General features: G+C 71.8%; 17 protein-coding genes. 5 read left to right on the forward strand and 12 right to left on the reverse strand.

Annotation, left to right across the window (positions count from 1 at the left end; translation table 11 throughout):
* The first annotated feature begins 101 nt into the window (after positions 1 to 101).
* Entirely contained in the window at positions 102 to 680 is a 579-nt protein-coding gene (locus AB0J09_RS30215) for a helix-turn-helix domain-containing protein (protein WP_360698425.1), read from the forward strand.
* 59 nt (positions 681 to 739) lie between these two features.
* Here AB0J09_RS30215 and AB0J09_RS30220 read toward each other — a convergent pair whose 3' ends face one another.
* The 3 genes from AB0J09_RS30220 to AB0J09_RS30230 all read right to left on the reverse strand — a co-directional run bounded on the left by AB0J09_RS30220 (position 740) and on the right by AB0J09_RS30230 (position 3297).
* Positions 740 to 1354, reverse strand: a complete 615-nt coding sequence (locus AB0J09_RS30220; RefSeq protein WP_360698396.1) for a LysE family translocator — start codon at positions 1352 to 1354, stop codon at positions 740 to 742.
* A 4-nt stretch (positions 1355 to 1358) separates the two neighbouring features.
* Entirely contained in the window at positions 1359 to 2306 is a 948-nt protein-coding gene (locus AB0J09_RS30225) for a quinone oxidoreductase (RefSeq protein ID WP_360698427.1), read from the reverse strand.
* 103 nt (positions 2307 to 2409) lie between these two features.
* On the reverse strand, positions 2410 to 3297 hold the full coding sequence (locus tag AB0J09_RS30230; RefSeq protein WP_360698398.1) for a virginiamycin B lyase: 888 nt from the start codon (positions 3295 to 3297) through the stop codon (positions 2410 to 2412).
* A 181-nt stretch (positions 3298 to 3478) separates the two neighbouring features.
* On the opposite strand from AB0J09_RS30230, the gene AB0J09_RS30235 reads away from it, so the two are divergent.
* Positions 3479 to 4066 carry a TetR/AcrR family transcriptional regulator gene (locus AB0J09_RS30235; protein ID WP_360698400.1) on the forward strand — a complete coding sequence of 196 codons (588 nt, stop codon included), beginning with the start codon at positions 3479 to 3481 and terminating at the stop codon, positions 4064 to 4066.
* Here the strand turns inward: AB0J09_RS30235 and AB0J09_RS30240 are convergent.
* Genes AB0J09_RS30240 through AB0J09_RS30270 form a run of 7 tightly spaced genes read right to left on the reverse strand, consistent with a single transcriptional unit; the run spans position 4063 to position 11166 of the window.
* A complete protein-coding gene (locus tag AB0J09_RS30240) occupies positions 4063 to 5688 on the reverse strand; it encodes a serine/threonine-protein kinase (RefSeq protein WP_360698401.1) in 1626 nt (541 codons plus the stop codon). The genes AB0J09_RS30235 and AB0J09_RS30240 overlap by 4 nt on opposite strands.
* An 11-nt stretch (positions 5689 to 5699) precedes the next feature.
* Positions 5700 to 6605, reverse strand: a complete 906-nt coding sequence (locus AB0J09_RS30245) for a hypothetical protein (protein ID WP_360698403.1) — start codon at positions 6603 to 6605, stop codon at positions 5700 to 5702.
* A 54-nt stretch (positions 6606 to 6659) separates the two neighbouring features.
* Positions 6660 to 7301, reverse strand: coding sequence for an HAD family phosphatase (locus AB0J09_RS30250; RefSeq protein WP_360698405.1), 642 nt, complete (start codon positions 7299 to 7301; stop codon positions 6660 to 6662).
* The gene (locus AB0J09_RS30255) at positions 7291 to 8364 is read right to left on the reverse strand and encodes an ABC transporter ATP-binding protein (protein ID WP_360698407.1); all 1074 of its coding nucleotides are present in this window, start codon (positions 8362 to 8364) and stop codon (positions 7291 to 7293) included. The genes AB0J09_RS30250 and AB0J09_RS30255 overlap by 11 nt, the downstream gene beginning before the upstream one ends.
* The gene (locus AB0J09_RS30260; RefSeq protein WP_360698409.1) at positions 8361 to 9203 is read right to left on the reverse strand and encodes an ABC transporter permease subunit; all 843 of its coding nucleotides are present in this window, start codon (positions 9201 to 9203) and stop codon (positions 8361 to 8363) included. The genes AB0J09_RS30255 and AB0J09_RS30260 overlap by 4 nt, the downstream gene beginning before the upstream one ends.
* Positions 9191 to 10015 (reverse strand): ABC transporter permease, encoded by an 825-nt coding sequence (locus AB0J09_RS30265; RefSeq protein WP_360698411.1) that lies wholly within the window; start codon positions 10013 to 10015, stop codon positions 9191 to 9193. The genes AB0J09_RS30260 and AB0J09_RS30265 overlap by 13 nt, the downstream gene beginning before the upstream one ends.
* Entirely contained in the window at positions 10012 to 11166 is a 1155-nt protein-coding gene (locus tag AB0J09_RS30270) for an ABC transporter substrate-binding protein (protein ID WP_360698413.1), read from the reverse strand. Before AB0J09_RS30270 ends, AB0J09_RS30265 begins: the two co-directional genes overlap by 4 nt.
* Before the next feature lie 111 nt (positions 11167 to 11277).
* Between AB0J09_RS30270 and AB0J09_RS30275 the strand changes: the two genes are divergently transcribed.
* The 3 genes from AB0J09_RS30275 to dnaE all read left to right on the forward strand — a co-directional run bounded on the left by AB0J09_RS30275 (position 11278) and on the right by dnaE (position 16028).
* Positions 11278 to 12024 carry a GntR family transcriptional regulator gene (locus AB0J09_RS30275; protein ID WP_360698415.1) on the forward strand — a complete coding sequence of 249 codons (747 nt, stop codon included), beginning with the start codon at positions 11278 to 11280 and terminating at the stop codon, positions 12022 to 12024.
* A gap of 81 nt (positions 12025 to 12105) precedes the next feature.
* Positions 12106 to 12372 carry a DUF6504 family protein gene (locus AB0J09_RS30280; RefSeq protein WP_360698417.1) on the forward strand — a complete coding sequence of 89 codons (267 nt, stop codon included), beginning with the start codon at positions 12106 to 12108 and terminating at the stop codon, positions 12370 to 12372.
* A complete protein-coding gene (dnaE, locus tag AB0J09_RS30285) occupies positions 12372 to 16028 on the forward strand; it encodes a DNA polymerase III subunit alpha (RefSeq protein WP_360698419.1) in 3657 nt (1218 codons plus the stop codon). Before AB0J09_RS30280 ends, dnaE begins: the two co-directional genes overlap by 1 nt.
* 29 nt (positions 16029 to 16057) lie before the next feature.
* On the opposite strand, the gene AB0J09_RS30290 is transcribed toward dnaE, so the two are convergent.
* Entirely contained in the window at positions 16058 to 18004 is a 1947-nt protein-coding gene (locus tag AB0J09_RS30290) for an ABC transporter permease (RefSeq protein WP_360698421.1), read from the reverse strand.
* A gap of 37 nt (positions 18005 to 18041) precedes the next feature.
* Positions 18042 to 18407 (reverse strand): ATP-binding cassette domain-containing protein (locus AB0J09_RS30295; protein WP_360698423.1); only part of this gene is annotated, 366 nt, incomplete at its 5' end.

Here is an 18407-nt window from a genome sequence, read left to right on the forward strand (position 1 = left end):
GGCGACTTCCTCACCCCCGACGGCAAGAAGTCGGCCCTCACCTCGCCGGAGGCCACCGCCGCACTGGTGTACATGACCGGCCTCTACCTGAGCGGGACCTGATCGCCAGGTTCGGCTCCCACAACGTGCTCGTGGCCGTGCGCGACGGGCTGCTGGTGTGCGTGGCCCCCGCGACACTGCCGGCCGCGGTGGGGGAGTTCACCCATCATGTACGCGCCCGCTTCCCGGCCGGCTGGCGCGTCGGCGTGGGACGCCCGCAACGTGGCCCCGGCGGTGTGGTGGCCTCTTACCGGGAGGCGGCGCAGGCCCTGGAACTGGCCGACGGGCTGCGGCTCAAGGCCGACGTGGTCAAGGCCGCCGACCTGCTGGTGTTCCCCGTGCTGCTGCGCGACAGGAGCGCCATCGAAGACCTGGTGGCCAGCGTGCTGAGCCCGTTGCTGGGGGCGCGGGGCGGGCACGAGCCGCTGCTGGAGACGCTGGAGGCCATCTTCGCCTCGCACGGCAACCAGGCGGCCGCGGCGCGGCGGCTGGGGCTCAGCGCGCGGGCGGTCACGTACCGGCTGGAGCGCATCCGCCGCCTGACCGGGTTCTCGCCGGACGACCCGACGCAGCGCTTCACCCTGGAGACCGCCGTACTCGGCGCTCGTCTCCTTGGCTGGCCCGCCGAGTTCGGCCGGTGACGACGCGGCGGCCGGTGTCCGCGGGCTTCGGCAGACTCCGGCGATGGCTTCGGCGGGCTTCAGTCTGTGACGGCGAGGCGGATGCCGAAGCCGATGATCACCACGCCGGTCACGCGGTCGAGGGCACGCCGTACGTTGGGCGAGCGCAGGAATCCGCTCATCAACGACGCGAACCCGATCAGCACCGCGCTCCACACCACTCCCTCGGCCACGTGCACGCCGGCCAGCAGCAGCCCCATGACCGCGTGCGGCGCCCCGTCCGGGATGAACTGCGGCAGCATGGCCACGTAGAACGCCCCGACCTTGGGGTTGAGCAGGTTCGTGACCAGCCCACGCGTGAACCCGCTCCTGAATCCCACCGCCTGCTCCGGCTCATCGTGTGCCGCCTGCCTGGCCAGGAGCATGCGCAGGCCCATCCACACCAGGTACGCCACCCCGGCCCAGCGCAGGACCTCGTAGCCGAGCCGCGAGGCGGCCAGCAGCGCCGACAGCCCCGCCGCGGTGACCACGCCCCAGGTGAGCGTGCCGAGCTGGATGCCGAGCGTCACGCCCCAGGCCGGCCGCCTGCCCGCCAGCACCGACGTACGCAGGATGAGGGCCGTGTCGAGGCCGGGGGTGAGCGTGAGCAGAGCCACTACCGCGGCGAATGACCAGACTGATCCTGCGATGTCCATGCCGTCAGGGTATGAGGAGAAGTTTCCCTGTCGTGCGACGGGCTGCCAGGTCCTCGTGCGCCTGCCGCGCCTCGGCCAGCGGGTAGCGGTGTGAGATGTTGATGGTGAGCTGTCCCGACGCGATCCACTCGAACAGGTCGGAGGCGCGCTGGAGCAGCTCGGCCCGCTCGGCTATGTAGTGGACGAGCGTGGGCCTGGTGAGGAAGAGCGAGCCCTTCTTGTTGAGGATCTGGGGGTCGATCGGGGGGACGGGGCCGCTGGCGGCGCCGTACAGGGCCATGAGGCCGCGCGGCCGCAGCACCTCCAGCCCGCCGTCGAACGTGGCCTTCCCGACGCCGTCGTACACCACGTCGATCTTGCCCCGCAGCGCGTCCACGAAGTCGTCGTACCGCAGCACCTCGTCGGCCCCCGCCTCCCGGGCGAGCTTCTCCTTCTCGGCGGTGGAGACGGTGGTGTGGACCTTGGCGCCCTTGAGCTTGGCGAGTTGGATGAGCAACTGCCCCATGCCGCCGGCGCCGGCGTGGACCAGCACCTCGTCCCCTTCGCGCACCTCGTGGGTGGAGTGGGTGAGGTAGTGAGCCGTCATCCCCTGGAGCATCGCCGCCGCCGCCACATCGGCCGGAACGCCGTCGGGAACGGGCACCGCCCGAACGGCCGGGATCACGGCTTTCTCGGCGTAGCTCCCCAGAACGTTGGCCCAGGCGACGGTGTCGCCCACGGCCACCCCCTGCACCCCAGGCCCGACCGCGGACACCGTGCCCGCGCCCTCGGAGCCGATGGGGGTGGGCACTTCGAGCGGGTACGCCCCGGAGCGGTGGTAGATGTCGATGAAGTTGACACCGCTGGCCGCGACGTCGACCACGATTTCCCCTTCGCCGGGGACCGGGTCGGGCCGCTCGACGTATTCGAGAACCTCTGGACCGCCCTGGGCGGAGACGATGATGGCATGCATACCCATAGTCAACTCCGCGGCCCCCGGATCATTCCCACTGGGTCGGCCAGAGATCGGCGACCGGCCCCCAGTCCGTTGACGCCGCGCAACCAGCCGCCGTCCGTCAGCCGATCCGGGCCAGGGCGCCCGCCTCCAGAGCCACCCAGATCGCCCCGTCAGGTCCGATCGTGAGCCCATGAGGCTCGGCCTTCCGCGCAGCACCGTCGCTCCCTTCTCCGAGCTCGGCCGGCAGAGGTGGCAGCGGGTGCACTTCGATGGTGCCGTCGGTGGTGATGCGCCCAAGGCGGTCGGCGGCCCATTCGGTGAACCAGAGGGCGCCGTCGGGACCGGCGATGATCGCGTGCGGTCGTGCGGCCCGATCGGGAAGGGGATATTCGGTGATTTTTCCGGAAACGTCGATCCGGCCCACCTGACCCGCGCCGATCTCCACGAACCAGAGTGCCCCGTCCGGCCCCAGCGTGATCCCCACCGGAGCGGCGCCCTCCGTCGGGAGCGGGTGAACGGTCACCTCCCCCGCCGGCGACACGCGCCCGATGGCGTTGCCCTGGTTGATCGTGAACCAGAGGGCGTCGTCCGGCCCGGCGGTGATGAAGGCAGGCATGCCACCCTCCACAGGCACCTCGAACTCCGCCCGCTCTCCACCGGGCCCGATGCGCCCGATCCTGCCGGACTGCATCTGGGTGAACCACATGCCCCCGTCCGGCCCCGCGGCGATCCCGTACGGCGAGTCCGCCTCGTAGGAGGTCACCTTCCCGTCGGCGGTGATCCGGCAGACCCGGCCGCCCGTCCCCTCCGTGAACCACATCGCCCCGTCAACTCCCGGGGTGATCACGGTGGGCTGCCCGTCCGCCGGGTCGAGTTGATGGATCACGGGCTTCTGTCCGGGAGACACTCTGCCGACGCGCCCCTCGTGAACGAGCGTGAACCAGAGCGCCCGGTCCGGTCCGGTGGCGATGCCGTACGGAGATCCCCCGTCGATCATGGTCAACATCGGCGGTCCTTCGCTGGTCGGTCTGGTACGGCTCAAAGTATGCGTCCCCCTGCCATCGTGATCTCGGTCCCCCGGAAGCGCCGGATGAGTGCACGGTCCTTTCGAAGGATGGAACTCCAATCGCAACTGTTGTAGCGTTAGTGTGCCACAAGAATGGGAGCTAACGCAACTGGAGTAGTTTTTGGAAACGAACAAGCGGCCAGGAGGGCGAAGCGCGCGGGTTCGCGACGCCGTACGCGAGGCCACGCTCGCCGAGCTGGCCGAGCACGGATACCGGGGTCTGACCGTGGAGAACGTGGCCGAGCGGTCAGGCGTGCACAAGACGACCGTCTACCGGCGCTGGGGCAGCGTCGCGGGACTGATCTCCGACGCGCTCGAGCTGGCCAGGGACGAGCCCTGGCCCGTTCCCGACACCGGCTCGATCGAGGGCGACCTGCGAGGCATCGTCCAGCTCGTGCGGAGCGGGTTCGGTGATCCGGAGCTGGGGCCGGTGTCGTCGGCGTTCGTGGCGGCCGCCGTGCAGGATCCCGACGCGGCACGGGCGCTGCACGACTTCTTCGTGGCCAGGCACGACCAGTCGGCGGAGGTCGTCCGGCGGGCGATCAGGCGCGGCGAGCTCCCTGACATCGTCGATGTCAGCGAGGTGATCAGGGTCGCGGTCGCGCCCGTCTACTACCGGTTGTTCGTGGCGCACGAGCCGGTGACCGAGCGGGACGCCGACCGCGCCGCCGACGCGGCACTGGCCGCCGCCCGCGCGGGCGTGCTCTAGGGATCCTTCTGGCCGCGTAGCTCGAAGTCGTCGAACGTCGTCTTCAGCATCGAGGTGTCGTCCTTCGGCGTGCGGGCGAACAGTCCCACGTAGCCGTTCCCGAGCCCGTTCGGGTCCTCCACCTCGTGAATCTTCTGATCGTTCACCCACATCGTCAGCCGCACGGCCGACCCGGTCTGTTCGCACGACGCCACCAGCCGGGCCTTGCCGGGCAGCCCGTCCACCTGCACCGGCTGGGCCAGCGTGCCGCCCGCCCCGTCCACGATGCGCCGGATCCTGGCCTTCCCCGTCGTGTCGAGGGCGAACTCGTAGTACGTGTCGTCATCGTCCACGTTGTGGCAGTACACGCCGTACTCGCCGGTGCCGGTGTGCTTCTTGACCTCGGCGGTGACGGCGACGACGACGGACGAGGGCAATATCGGCGTGGGCGTGGCCGAGGGCTCGGGCGTGCCGGTCGGCTTGGCGATGAGGAAGGGTATGGGAGCCTTCGCCCACCGCTCTTCGGATCCCTTCTCCACATCCAGCCCGTACGTCCCGTCCGTCCGGTATCCGTAGCTGGACGAGGCGTCGGGATCGTAGGTGCCGCTCCAGCCGCCGGAAGTCTGCGTGAAGTCCTCGCGGTAGAGAACGCCCAGGTCGGGCGGCCCGCTGGGGGCGAACACCGTCCATGCGACCACGGACCCGGCGACGAGCACCGCCGCGGCCGCCGCGGCGATCCCCGCGATCAGCTTGGCGCGGTTGCTCTTGGGAGGCTGCTGAACGGACGTGTACGCCGCCGTGCCCTGCTGCCAGGCCACCTGCACGGTCTGCGCCGCCTGCTCGGGGGCGGCCGACCGCCCGACGAGGTGGTCGAGCAGCTGCTGGGCGGTGGGCCGCATGGCCGGGTCCTTCCGCAGCGCCGCCATGACCAGCTCGCGCAGGCCGGGCTCGACGTCGCCGAGGTCCGGCTCGGTGTTGAGCACCTGGTAGACGATCGCGGGCAGCGTGTCGCCGCCGAACGGCGCCCTCCCGCTGGCGGCGAAAGCAACCAGGCACCCCCACGAGAACACGTCGCAGGCCGGGGACACCGGCTCGCCCCGCAGCACCTCGGGAGCCATGTAGCGGGGCGTGCCGACCAGCTCGCCGGTGCCCGTGACGCCGCCGAGCGTGTCGAGCGCCCGCGCGATGCCGAAGTCGATCACGCGTGGTCCGACGGGAGACAGCAGCACGTTCGACGGCTTGAGGTCCCTGTGCACCACCCCGGCCCCGTGGATGGCGGTCAGGGCGGTGGCCACACTGACGGCCAGGGCGTCGAGGCTGGAGCCGCGCAGGGGGCCGGACTGGCGCACGGCCTCTTCCAGGTTCGGCCCCGGCACGTACTCGGTGACGACGTAGAGCTGGTCGCCGTCGAGAGCGGCCTCGATCACCGCGGCCGTGCAGAACCTGCGCACCCTCCGGGCGGCGTCCGCCTCCCTGCGAAAGCGCATGCGGAACTGCTCGTGCTGGGTCAGCTCCGGGTTGATCACTTTGACGGCGACCCGCTGCCCAGCTGGATCCTCGGCGAGATGGACCGTGCCCATGCCGCCACGCCCCAGCACGCTAAGTAACCTGTAGCGCCCGATGTGGGAGGTTTCACCGCTCACGCCGCGCTAGCTTACCGATACACCGCGAACCCCGCAGGGGGACGTGTACGCCATGCGTACGCCAGCGCCGCCACCGTCATGCCCGCACCCCACAGCACGTAGCCGGGAACGGCGACCCAGTAGAAGCCCTCAGGAAGGCCGCTCTGGGCGAACGGGACCTGCCCGGAGAGCCGTTCGGCCACCATCTGCCCGAGCCCCACCCCGAAGTACGCGATCAGCCCGCCCGCCACCGCCGCCCCCGGCCACAACACCAGCCGCCGCGGCACAGCCCGCCCGGCCAGCACCGGCACCCAGCGCGGCCACACCCGCCCCCACCGATGGACGAGCGCCAGCGGCAGCACCGTCCCGGCCAGCAGGAACCCGGCCTCGAAGAGCCAGTCCCCGCCCCCGAACCCGACGGCCGCCTGCGCCAGGATCCGCGCGAGGCACCCGCCGACGGCGACGTAGGCGCCCGCGAAAGCCCAGCGCGGGGTGTGCGCCAGAGCCTTGGGCCGCGCAGGCCGGTACGCCCGTGCCGTCCACCACACCAGCACCCCCGACCCCACGCAGGCCGCCTTGCTGACCGCCCCCAGCGGATAGACGGGGATGCCCATCCCGGGAACGATGAACCCGACGACGTCGAGCAGCAACAGGGCCCCCGCCACGACGAGCGCGCCGCCCACGACCCACGCCAGCCCCGCCAGCGCCCACCGCCCCCGGCCCGCCCGCGGCAGGGCCACCATGGCTCCCAGCACCGCCACCGCCGCCCCGCACAGCCCCACGGCCGCCCACCCGTCGAACACCAGCAGGTCGGGACCGACGGGGGACAGGCGCTCCGGCATGTGGCCGAGCTGCCAGTAGACCCGCAACCCGCCGTAGAGGATGACCGAGGCCAGCGCGACACCCGCCCGGCTCGGCACGGTCGAGACATTCGACATGCCCGCCATCATGTGCCGCTCGCCCGGCCCGGCCCTCCCCTCCAAGAGCCGTTCTCATCCCCCGTAAGAGGGAAGGTTTCCGTGAGCGCGTATGTGAGGCAACGAGGGCAGGCCCTCGGGTGACGCCACCAGCACGCGACAGCCCGCGGCCGTGGCGGCCGCGATGCCGGCGGGGCTGTCCTCGACGGCGACGCAGCGTGAGGGCGCCGCGCCCAGCCGCCTGGCCGCCTCCAGGTACGGGTCCGGGTACGGCTTGCCGCGCGCCGTGTCCTCGTTCGCTATCACCAGGTCGAACGCGTGCCCGAGCCGCGGCAGCACCAGCTCCACGATGCTCCGTGGAGAGGCGCTGACCAGGGCCGTCGGGATGGCGGTGGCGGCCAGCCCGGCCAGGAGCTCCGGCGCCCCCGGCACGACCGTCAATCCGTGTTCGATGCGGTCGGCGAAGGCGTCCGTGAGCTGCCTGACCACCTTCGTCAGGCGCGGCGCGTCCTGGGGCAGGGGGTCCGGCGCGAGCAGGTATGCGGCCACGTCCTCGATCGTGCGCCCGACGACGTACGGCTCGTCGGCGCCCCCCAAGGAGCGGCCGAGGGACGCGGCGACGGAGGCGGTGGCCTGCCACCACAGTCCCTCGGTGTCGACCAGGGTGCCGTCCATGTCGAACAGGACGGCATCCGGGCCACCCCGCTCAGACGGCATCGGCCGCGACGACGGGGGCGGGGACCGTGACCGTGCGCGGCGCGACCAGGACCGGGCGGTCCACCAGGCGGACTGTGACCTGTGTACCCGGCGTGAGACGTACCGCCTCGTGGCCTGGCACGTCGGCCAGGACCTCGCCGCCTTCCACCGCCACCCGGAGCCGGACGGAGGCGCCGCGGAAGGACGCGGCGATCACCTGGGCGGGCCCGTCCGGGGCAGGGGAGACCTGGACGGCCTCCGGACGGATGAGGACGTCCACGGACGGATCGGCGGGCACCGGGCCGTCCACGGGCAGGAACTGGCCGAGCACCGTGACCTGGTCACCTGAGACCGACCCGGCCAGGTGGTTCATGGTGCCGACGAACTCCGCCACGAACGGCGTGGCCGGCCGGTCGTAGATCTCGGCGGGCGAGCCGGCCTGCTCGACTCGCCCGTCGCGCAGCACCGCCACCCGGTCCGCGATCGACAGGGCCTCCTCCTGGTCATGGGTCACGAAGATGGTCGTGATGCCCAGGTCGAGCTGGAGGCGGCGGATCTCCTCGCGCAGCGACACGCGGACCTTGGCATCCAGCGCGGACAGCGGTTCGTCCAGCAGCAGGACGCTCGGCTCCAAGGCGAGCGCCCGGGCCAGGGCGACGCGTTGCTGCTGGCCGCCGGAGAGCTGGTGCGGGTAGCGGTCGGCGTGCGAGGGGAGACCGACCAGCTCGAGCAGCTCGTCCGCCTTCTTCCGCCTGGCGGCCACGGGCACCTTGCGTACGCGCAGGCCGAAGGCCACGTTGTCGCGGGCGTTCAGGTTGGGGAAGAGGGAGTAGGACTGGAAGACCATCCCGGCGTCCCGTTTGCTGGCCGGGACGTCGGTGATGTCCCTGCCTCCCACCAGCACCGCTCCCGAGTCCGGCCGCTCGAACCCGGCCACGCAGCGCAGCGCCGTCGTCTTCCCGCAGCCCGAGGGGCCCAGCAGCGCCACGAACTCGCCGGGCGCGACGATGAGGTCGAAGCCGTCCAGCGCGACCGTCTTGCCGTACACCCGCCGCAGCGCGCGGAACTCCACCGATGCGGTCATTTCCCTTTCTCCTTACCGAACGCCGAGGACACGGCGAGAAGCAGCAGCCAGATGAGCAGCAGGCTGAGTATCGACACCGCGACGGAGAGCTGCCCCTTGGAGCCGGCCACGGTCACGATCCACACCGCGAACGGCTGGTACCCCAGCAGGCTGGCCACGGTGTACTCGCCCAGCACGAGGGCCAGCGTCAGGAACGACGCGCTGGCCAGGGCCGAGCGCAGATTCGGCACGACCACCCTGGCCAGCACGTACGGCCACGAAGCGCCCAGGCTGCGGGCCGCCTCCACCAGTGTCCGCACGTCCATGGTGCGCAGCCCCGCGTCCAGCGACCGGTACACGAACGGCAGCACCAGCACCACGTACGCGAGCACCAGCACCACGGGGAACGCCGGATCCTGCACCGCGATCAACGTGCCCCAGAACGGCGTCGGAGCCAGCACGTCGGTCCCGGTGCGCAGCGACGTCCCGATCCCGGCCACGAAGGTGATCGGCGGCACCACCAGGGGGAGCGTGCACAGCACCTCCATCAGCGGGCGCAGCCGCGGCGCGAAGAGCCGGACGGCCAGCATCGCGGGCAGCGCGAGCAGCAGCACCAGCACGATCGTGGCGGCGGCCAGCGACAGCGACAGCAGCAGCGAGCGCACGAACCCCTCGGCCGTCAGCAGCTCGCCATAGGCCGAGAACGACACCCCGGTGGTCGGCGTGTAGATCGTGTACCAGAGCGAGGCCCCGAGCGGGACCAGGAAGTAGGCGGCGGCCATCAGGAACGCCACCCCGCGCCACACGCGGGGCCGCGAGACGCTCCCGGAGACCCGCTCCAGGCCGGTCAGCGCAGCCATCGGGAGCTCCTCTTCTGCAGCGGCAGGTAGATCGCCATCACGAGCCCGGCCACCACGACCATGTCGAGGCTGAGGGCCAGCGCGATGTTCTCGTAGCCGATCAGCACGTCGCCAGTGAGCGCGCTGGCGATCTTCAACGTGACCAGGGGAACGACGGTCCCGACCATGGCGTTGGCGGTCGCGTACGCGGAGAAGGCCGCCCCGAACAGCAGCACCACCCCGCCCAGCATCGCCGGCGTGAGCACCGGCAGCGCCACGAAGCGCCAGTAGTGCCAGGCGGTGGCCCCGTTGTTGGCCGCCGCCTCGCGCCACTGCGGCCGCAGCCCGTCCAGCGCCGGGGCCATGACCAGCACCATCAGCGGGATCGAGAAGTACAGGTAGACCACCACCAGGCCCCAGAACGTGTAGAGCGAGCCGGACGGCAGCCCGACGAGGCCGCTGACCACGCCGGAGTTGCCCAGCGTGGCGATCCAGAAGAACGCCAGCGGCACCCCGCCGAAGTTGGCCAGCACGCCTGAGGCCGTCAGCACGGCCTCGCGGAGCAACGCGAAGCGGGAGGTCACGACGGCGTAGGCGAGGAACGTCCCCAGCACGGCCCCCAGCAGCGCCACCACGGCGGACAGCTTCACGCTGCCGAGCATCGCGGTGAGGTAGCCGCCCTGCAGGCTCTGCGACAGGTTCGCCAGGCTCGGCCGCCCCTGCGCCGTGAACGCCCCCGCCACCAGCGCGACGGCGGGGACGCCGAAGACGAGCGCGAAGAAGGCCAGCAGCGGCAGCGCCCCCAGCCAGCCCCTCGAACGCGAGCGGCTCATCCCGAGATCGCGGCGTCCCAGCCGCTGGCCAGCTTGGCCTTGGCCGCGTCCACCTGCGCGGACGTCGGGAACGTGGGCGTGCCCTCCACCGACGGCAGCTTGTCGGCCAGTGCCTTGTCCACGGTGCCGTCGGCGGTCATCGAGGGCAGCAGTACGGGACGGGCGAAGCCCTTGAGGAAAAGGTTCTGGCCCTCGGCGCTGTAGAGGTACTCCTGCCACAGCCTGGCGGCGGCCGGGTGCGGGGCGTCCTTGTTGACGGCCTGGGCGTACATCTGGAAGTACTTGCCGTCGGTCGGCACGTTCACCTTCCAGTCGAGGCCCTTGGGCGTCATCTGGGGCGCGTAGGCGGCGTTGTTGTAGTCCCAGTCGATGCTGATCTGGGTCTCGCCCTTCTCGATGGTCGCGGGCGTGGTCTCGACCGGGTTGTAGTTGCCCGCCGCCTTCAGCTTCTTGAAGAACTCGATGCCGGGCTGGATGTCGTCGAACGAGCCGCCGTTGGCGAGGGCGGCGGCGTACACGCCGGCGAAGGCCGAGCCGGCCTTGATGGGGTTGCCGTTCATCGCGACCTTGCCCTTGTACTCGGGCTTGAGCAGGTCGGCGAAGCTCGTCGGGCACTTGGCGATCTTCTTGGCGTCGCAGCCGATGGACACGTAGCCGCCGTAGTCGTTGGTCCAGAGCCCGGTGGGCTCCTTCTGTCCCTCGGGGATCTTGTCGAAGGACTGCACCTTGTACGGCGCGAACAGGCCCTCCGTGGCCCCGCTGATCGCGAACGACTGGCCCAGGTCGAGCACGTCGGGGGCGCGGTCCTGGCCCTTGCGGGTCTTCACCGCGTTGATCTCGTCGGCGCTGGCCGCGTCCGGCGTCTCGCTCTCGATCTTGATGCCGTACTTGGCCTGGAACTTCTGGATGATCTCCCCATAGTTGGCCCAGTTGGGAGGAAGGGCGATGACGTGGAGGTTCCCCTCCTTCTTGGCCGCCTCGACGAGCTTGTCGAAGCCGCCGAAGTCCGCGGCCGAGGTCGCGGTGGCCGCGTTCGCCGCAGTACCGGACTGCTGGCCGGACTGCTGGGTGCTGGGAGCGGCGCCGCACGCCGCGGTGACTACGGTAAGGGCTGCGGCAAGGCCGGCCGCACGGGCGCGAAGTGTGAACACGACGCCTCCACTTTCCAGGGGGTGTGGAAGGAACGTAAACGAACTTGTACAAACAAGCGAGCACCAGTAAGTCGCATGAATGTTGCTCTTTCATGAATGGGAGGGGCGCAGATGGTTGCGCGCTATGAACTGATTGCCGATGAGCTGCGGAACGAGATCGTCTCCGGCGTGCTCCCGGTCGGTTCGCAGCTCCCGAGCGAGGCCGAGCTGGCCGAGCGCCACCGCGCGTCTCGGGGCACCGTGCGCCAGGCGGTGGCCGTGCTCGCCGCCGAGGGCCTGATCGGCTCCCGGCAGGGCGCCAGGCGCATCGTGCTCGGCAGGGCACGCAGCCAGAGCTTCGCCGAGCTGCACAGCTTCGCGCAGTGGGCGCGCGCGAACGGCTACCGCTTCGGCGGCCAGGTGATCGCCCAGCGCCGCAGGCGCGCGAGCGCCGCCGAATCCGCCAGGCTGGCCTCCGGAGAGGTCCTCGAGGTGCTGCGCCTGCGCTCGCTGGAGGCCGAGCCCGTCCTGGTGGAGCGGACTGTGTACGCCGGGTGGGTGGCCGCCGCCGTCGAGGCGCTTCCGGCCGACTGCGAGTCCGTCACCGAGGCGCTGTACGACTCGATCGGCCTCGTGTTCGCCTACGGCGAGCACCTCATCGACGCGGTGGCCGCGGGCGCCCAGGACGCCCGCCTGTTAGGGGTGCGCCGCGGCAGCCCGCTCCTGCGCCAGCGCAGGACCACGACCACGCACGACGGCCGCCCGGTGGAGTCGTCGGACGACCGTTACCGGGCGGGCAGCGTCACCTTCAGCATCCGCAACTCGATCGGCGCCAATCCGCTCGTGCGGCGTGCAGGCGACTTGCGCTGGGAGCGCTGAGAACATATGTTCGACTTATAAGCGCACCCGTCTTCCCCCGGGTGGCTCAGCATACGATTAGAGCCGCGGGGAGAAAGCGTCTTGAGCAGACTCTATGGCGATCCGATAGAGGTGTGGACCAGGGACGGGGAGCCGACCCAGTTCGTCTGGCGTGACCGGCTCTACCTCGTCCGCCGGGTCCTCGACCACTGGGTCGTTGCGCGCGAGTGGTGGAAGACCGGCGAGGGCGACCCGGGTGAGCGCCAGTTCTGGCGGGTGGAGGCCAGCCCCGGGCGCGAGGTGGGCTCGTACGAGCTGCGTTACGACACCGCCGCCAACGGCTGGCTGCTACTGAGGGCGTGGGACTGATGGCGCCGCCGTTCCCGCACCTCAGCGTGTGCTCCGCGTACTCCATGCGCTACGGCACGGCCTTCCCGCAGGCGCTGGTGAGCCGGGCGGTCGAGCACGGGATGGACATCCTCGCGCTGACCGACCGCGACGGGCTCTACGGCGCGATCAAGCACGCCCAGGCGTGCGCGGAGGCCGGGATCTCCGCGGTCTTCGGCGTGAACCTGGCGCTCGACGCCCTCCCCCCGCTGCCGGGGCTCGGCGTGCCCGGGCTGGACATGCCCGGGCGCCACGCGCCTCGTCCCAAGACCGGGCCGAACGCCGAGGACCGCGTCACGGTGCTGGCCCGCTCCAAGGGCTGGTCCCGCCTGTGCCGCCTGGTCACGTCCGCGCATTACGCGGGCGAGCGCGGCACGCCCACGGTGACCCGCGAGCTGATCGGCGAGTGGGCGGGCGGGCGCGACGACGGACGCGGCGGCGACCACGGGTTCGGCGCCGAGGACGGGCTCGTGGTGCTGCTCGGACCCAGGTCCGACGTGGGCCGCGCGGTGGCCGAGCGGCGCGACGAGCACGCCAGGACGCTGCTCGGCCTGTGGCGCGGCGCGGTGCCCGGCGTGGTGATCGAGCTGGTCGACCAGTACGGCTACCGCGACGCCACCACGGCCGTGCGCATGCTCGGCCTGGCCGAGTCCATGGGCGTCCCGGCCGTGCTGACCAACGCGGTGCGCTACCTCGACCCGGCCGACCACCAGGTCGGCGACGTGCTCGACGCGGCCCGCCAGCTCGTCCCGCTGCACCCCCGCCACCTGGAGCGCACCACCTCCCACGCCTACCTCAAGAGCACCAAGGAGATGCGGCAGGTGGCGACCAAGGTCTGCGGCGCGGACCAGGAGCGGGTGGCGCGGCTGCTGTTCACGACCAGGCGGCTGGCCGAGGCGTGCTCGGTGGAGCCGGACGGGCTGCTCGCGCTGCGGAGCGACCCGCCCAACCTGCACCTGCCCGAGATCGGCCGCGACCCGGTGCCGCTGCTGCGCCACCGGGTGGAGGACGGGCTGATCAGGCGCGGCCTCGGCCGCTCCGGCGACGCCAGGCGGCGCCTCCGGGATGAGATGGCCATCATCGAGCGCAAGCGCCTGTCCGGATATTTCATCGCCGTGGCCGGCATCACGGACATGATCCGCGGCATGGGCATCCGCTGCGCCATCCGCGGCTCCGGCGCGGGCAGCCTGGTCAACTACCTCATCGGCATCGGCGAGGTGAACCCCCTCGACCACGGCCTGCTCATGGAGCGCTTCCTGTCGGAGGGCCGCATCGGACTGCCCGACATCGACATGGACGTGGAGTCGGCCCGTCGCCTCGACTGCTACAAGGCGATCTTCGAGCAGTACGGCGAGGCACGCGTGGCCTGCGTGTCCATGATGGAGACCTACCGGGCGCGCAGCGCCATCCGCGACGTCGCCGGGGCCATGGGCCTGCCTCCGTACGAGATCGACGCCATCGCGAAGGCGTTCCCGCACATCAGGGCCAAGCAGATCACCGCGTCCCTCCACGACCTGCCCGAGCTGCGCGAGAGCCGGCTCGGCGAGGCGGGGCTCGACCGGGTGTTCCGGCTGGCGGAGAAGCTCGACGGGCTGCCCAGGCACATCGCGCTGCATCCGTGCGGCGTGCTTATCGGCAACGGGGGCCTGCGCGACAGGACGCCGGTGGAGCGCAGCCTGCTGGAGTTCCCGATGTCGCAGTTCGACAAGGAGGACGTGGAGGAGGCCGGGCTGCTCAAGCTCGACGTGCTGGGCGTGCGGATGCAGTCCGCGATGGCGTACGCGCTGAGCGAGATCAAGCGGGTGGACGACGTCGTGGTCGAGCTGGACACCCAGACCGGCGAAGAGCCCGGCGCCCAGTACGTGCCGCACGACGACCAGGACACCTACGACATGATCTGCGCCAGCCGCACCCTCGGCTGCTTCCAGATCGAGTCGCCGGGGCAGCGCGAGCTGGTCGCCAAGCTGGAGCCGCGCAAGATGCACGACCTGATCGTGGACATCTCGCTGTTCAGGCCGGGCCCGGTCAACTCCGACATGGTCACCCCCTACCTGGAGGCCAGGCACGGGTGGCGGAAGCCGTACTACCCGCACGAGAGGCTGCGGGACGCGCTGAAGGAGACGCACGGCGTCGTGGTGTTCCACGAGCAGGTGCTCAGGATCATCGAGGTGATGACGGGGCGGGACCTGTCGTTCGCCGAGATGTTGCGGCGCACGCTGGCCACGCCGGAGGGGCGGGAGCTGGTGCGCAAGACGTTCGTGCCCATGGCCAAGGCCAACGGCTTCGACGACACGGCCGTCGACCGCGCCTGGCAGGTGCTGGACGCGTTCGGGGCCTTCGGCTTCTGCAAGGCGCACGCGGCGGCGTTCGCGCTGCCCACGTACCAGTCGGCCTGGCTGAAGCGGCACCACGCGGCGGCGTTCTTCGCCGGGGTGCTCACGCACGAGCCGGGCATGTACCCGCCGCGCGTGATCATCGACGAGGCCAGGCAGTGCGGGATCAAGATCCTGCCGCTCGACATCAACAAGTCGGGAAAGGACTGGCGGGTGGAGCGGCTCGGGCTGCGCGTGCGTCCCGCCTCGCTGGAGGGCGCCTCCTCCCCAGTGCGCAGGGAGTTCAAGATCGGGGAGATCGGCAAGGGGTACGCGTTGCGGGTGCCGTTCTCGGCGGTCAAGGGAGTGAGCGAGGCCGAGGTCGAACGCATGGTCGCCGGGCAGCCGTACACGTCGCTGGCCGACTTCTGGGACCGTGCCCGGCCCTCCCGGCCGACCATCGAGCGGATCGTCCAGGTCGGCGGGCTGGACGTGCTCCACGACCTGCACCCGGGCGGGCCTCGCTGGCGTCCGGGCGAGCTGACCCGCCGCGACCTGATCGCCCAGGTGGGGACGCTCGAGCGGGCCTCGTCGATCGGCGTGCGGTCGGGCCCGCGCACCTCCAAGCGCTACGCCGCCCGGCCTGCTCCGTCCGCGGCGGAGCCGTCCGTGCAGCTCCCGCTGGGCTTCACCGAGCACCTGCCGCCGGGGGAGCTGCCCGAGATGACGGAGACGGAGATGGTCGAGGCCGAGCTGGAGATCCTGGGCATCGACATCAGCCGCCACGTCATCACCTTCTACGACGAGCTGCTCGACGGGCTCGGAGTGGTACGTTCCAGAGATCTCCTGAAGCAGCGCAACGGGGCCGAGGTGCTGGTCGCGGGGGTCAAGGTGGCCACGCAGACGCCTGCCGTGCGCTCGGGGCAGCGGGTCATCTTCACCACGCTCGACGACTCGACGGGGCCGATCGACCTGACGTTCTTCGAGTCGGTGCAGGGGCGGTGCGCGGCGACGGTGTTCGGCTCGTGGCTCATGCTGGCCAGGGGGGTGGTCAGGCGCACGGGGACCCGGGCGGTGTCGCTGCGGGCGGTGGACTGCTGGGACCTGGCGGACCTGGACGCGCTCTGGCGCTCGGAGGGCATCGAGGCGGTCCGCGCCCTCCTCGCTCAGGAGCCGGCCAAGGTCACGGGGGTGAAGGGCCGCAAGATCGAGTACGCCAACGGCTTCCGCCTCTCGCCCTACTCCGACCTCGGCCCCGCCGTCACCACCCCACCCAGGCAACTCTGGCACGCCAGCCCCGGCAGCTCCGGCCCCACAGCGGCCTGACGTCCTCCCGCGCCACGGACACCGGCGGGTCAGTCCGGGCGCGGGGCCGGGTCGGCGGTTACCGAGCGGAGCAGGGGCCGGCTCAGAGCCCCCGCGGCGATCACTCCGGCGAAGCCCGCGACGACGCAGCCCGCCAGCGTGAGCACGCCCACCGCGTTCATACCGCCGATCATGAACGGCACCGCGCAGAACACCCCCACCAGGATCGCCCCGCCCCCCATCACCGTCAGCGGGATGAGCGTCTCCGCCCGCCGGGCCCGGTCGAGCACCTCCAGCGGCGTGCCCGCCAGCCGCAGCAGCCCGTACGTCTGCCGCCGGTCCAGCACGGACGACGCGGCCGTGATTCCCGAGCTGGCGATGGCCACCAGGAACGACACCGACAGCACCACGATCGTGCCCACCCGGACGTCGGAAAGGATCTGGATGCCGAACCGCTGGTCGTCTTCCTCCGTCGTAGGGGTCCGCCCGGGAACGAGCCCGGCCAGCGCGGTGCGTGCCCGGTCGACCGTGGCCGTGTCGGTGTGGCTGCCCAGGGCGGCGACCACGACGGGCGCAGAGGACCGTCCGGTGACCTTCACCGTCGCGGTGACCCCCGCCGCCCGCAGCCGGTCGCGGGCCTGGTCGGCGACGGCCGTCGCCTGCGCGGCGGGCGCGGAGAGCCGGAGCTGGGGAGGCGCCTGGTCGCCGGCGAACGCGGCCGGGCTGAGCAGGCCGAGGAAGCCCGCGACGAAGCCGGTCAGAGCGACGCCGCTCACCGTACGCCAGGCGGAGCGCGGATCGTCGACCAGCCTGCGGCCGGCCAGCAGCCGCGCGGGCCCCCGGGCGCCGCGAGCGGTGATCCGGCCGATCATGCCGACCACCCACGGGCCGGCCAGGTTGATGCACAGGAACGCCAGCCCGAGCGCCACCGCCACGATCGCGACGCTGGTCCCTCTGGTCAGCAGCGGGAACACCGCCAGCGCGGCCAGCAGCGCGAGGACCCGTACGAACCGCATGGCGGGCGGCGTCTCACGCTTGGCCACCCCGAGCGGGCTCACCACGACCCGCCGCAGCCCCGCCACGGCGGACAGGCCCACCAGCAGCGGCACCGCCACCAGCACCGCCGCCAGGATCAGCGGGGAGGGGAACAGGTCGGAGACGAACCACGCGCCGCCCCCGATCGGGATGCGGGCCAGCAGCGGCGCGGCGACCGCGTAGCCGACGGTGCCGAGCAGCGCGCCCGCCAGCGCCACGATCACCGCCTCGGTCACGGTCATGCGGATGACCTGCCCCGGCGTCGCACCCACCAGTCTGAGAGTCGCCAGCCGCTGGTCGCGCCGGGCGACCGTGAGCCTGGCCGCGGCGCCGCCGAACACCAGCAGCGGCACCACCATGAGCACGCTCGCGACGAGCGTGAGCGCGCGGTACGCCTCGGAGTCCTCCGACGGGGTGCCCGCGAGACTCGCCACCCGGGCCGGGCCCTTGCCGACGATCCAGTCGTCGCTGCGCGCGGCCGTCATCTCGGGCGCGTCCGGCTTGTGACCGGCCACCGCGACCAGCTCACCCGGGTGGACCAGCGCCTCGTCGCCCAGCACGCCCTTGACGTCGGGGTAGCGCTTGGCGAGCTGGCCGGCCGGGAGCTGCTTGGCCAGCTCGGCCAGCGCCGGGGACAGCCACACCTCGCCGGGAGCGGGGAAGCGGGGCAGCCCGGGCGGCGCGGGAACGCCGGGCTTTAGTGCGGCCAGGTCGACGACCGTGATCGCCTGCTCGCCGACGAAGTCGAAGCGGGACGCCTCGATCGCGACCGCGCCTGCCTTGGCCGGTACGGGGTTGCGCCAGGCGCCGCGGTCGGCCCTGGCCTCGAAGGCGTAGTTCGCGGCCACGGCGAACAGCAGCAGCGCCGTGGACACGGCGACGGCGCCCAGCGTGAGCCAGGTGCCCAGCATCCCCTTGCGGCCGCCGCCCTTGAGCAGCCGCCAGGTCAGGTCGAGGTTCACGCCGTACTCCGAGGTGCCGGGAGCGTCAGGTCGAGGTTCACGCGCGCGACCCGCCCATCTGGGGCGTGCCCGCCAGAAGGTGGCCGTCGCGGACCTCGACCGTGCGGTCGCACCAGGCGGCCACGTTCGGGTCGTGGGTGACGACGATCAGGGACGCGCCGTTGTGCTTGGTCGCCTCCACGAGCAGCCGCATCGTGTCCTGCCCGGTCTGCTGGTCGAGCGCCCCCGTGGGCTCGTCGGCGAACACCACGGCCGGCTTGCTGACCAGCGCCCTCGCGATGGCCACCCGCTGGGCCTGCCCGCCGGACAGCTCACCCGGCCGCCTGCCCTCCATGGAGTGCAGGCCGAGTGGCGCGAACCACTCCCGTGCCTGGCGTACGGCCTGGCCCCTCGGCACCCCGCC

It is taken from the genome of Nonomuraea sp. NPDC049784 (assembly GCF_040659615.1).
In the GTDB taxonomy this organism is placed as follows: Bacteria; Actinomycetota; Actinomycetes; order Streptosporangiales; family Streptosporangiaceae; genus Nonomuraea.

Excerpts from the sequence above, each read along its gene's own strand:
- AB0J09_RS30260 (WP_360698409.1), bottom strand. The coding sequence starts at position 9,203 with ATGGCTGCGCTGACCGGCCTGGAGCGGGTCTCCGGGAGCGTCTCGCGG.
- AB0J09_RS30275 (WP_360698415.1), top strand. The coding sequence starts at position 11,278 with ATGGTTGCGCGCTATGAACTGATTGCCGATGAGCTGCGGAACGAGATC.
- dnaE (WP_360698419.1), top strand. The coding sequence starts at position 12,372 with ATGGCGCCGCCGTTCCCGCACCTCAGCGTGTGCTCCGCGTACTCCATG.
- AB0J09_RS30255 (WP_360698407.1), bottom strand. The coding sequence starts at position 8,364 with ATGACCGCATCGGTGGAGTTCCGCGCGCTGCGGCGGGTGTACGGCAAG.
- AB0J09_RS30250 (WP_360698405.1), bottom strand. The coding sequence starts at position 7,301 with ATGCCGTCTGAGCGGGGTGGCCCGGATGCCGTCCTGTTCGACATGGAC.
- AB0J09_RS30245 (WP_360698403.1), bottom strand. The coding sequence starts at position 6,605 with ATGTCGAATGTCTCGACCGTGCCGAGCCGGGCGGGTGTCGCGCTGGCC.
- AB0J09_RS30230 (WP_360698398.1), bottom strand. The coding sequence starts at position 3,297 with ATGTTGACCATGATCGACGGGGGATCTCCGTACGGCATCGCCACCGGA.
- AB0J09_RS30220 (WP_360698396.1), bottom strand. The coding sequence starts at position 1,354 with ATGGACATCGCAGGATCAGTCTGGTCATTCGCCGCGGTAGTGGCTCTG.
- AB0J09_RS30265 (WP_360698411.1), bottom strand. The coding sequence starts at position 10,015 with ATGAGCCGCTCGCGTTCGAGGGGCTGGCTGGGGGCGCTGCCGCTGCTG.
- AB0J09_RS30225 (WP_360698427.1), bottom strand. The coding sequence starts at position 2,306 with ATGCATGCCATCATCGTCTCCGCCCAGGGCGGTCCAGAGGTTCTCGAA.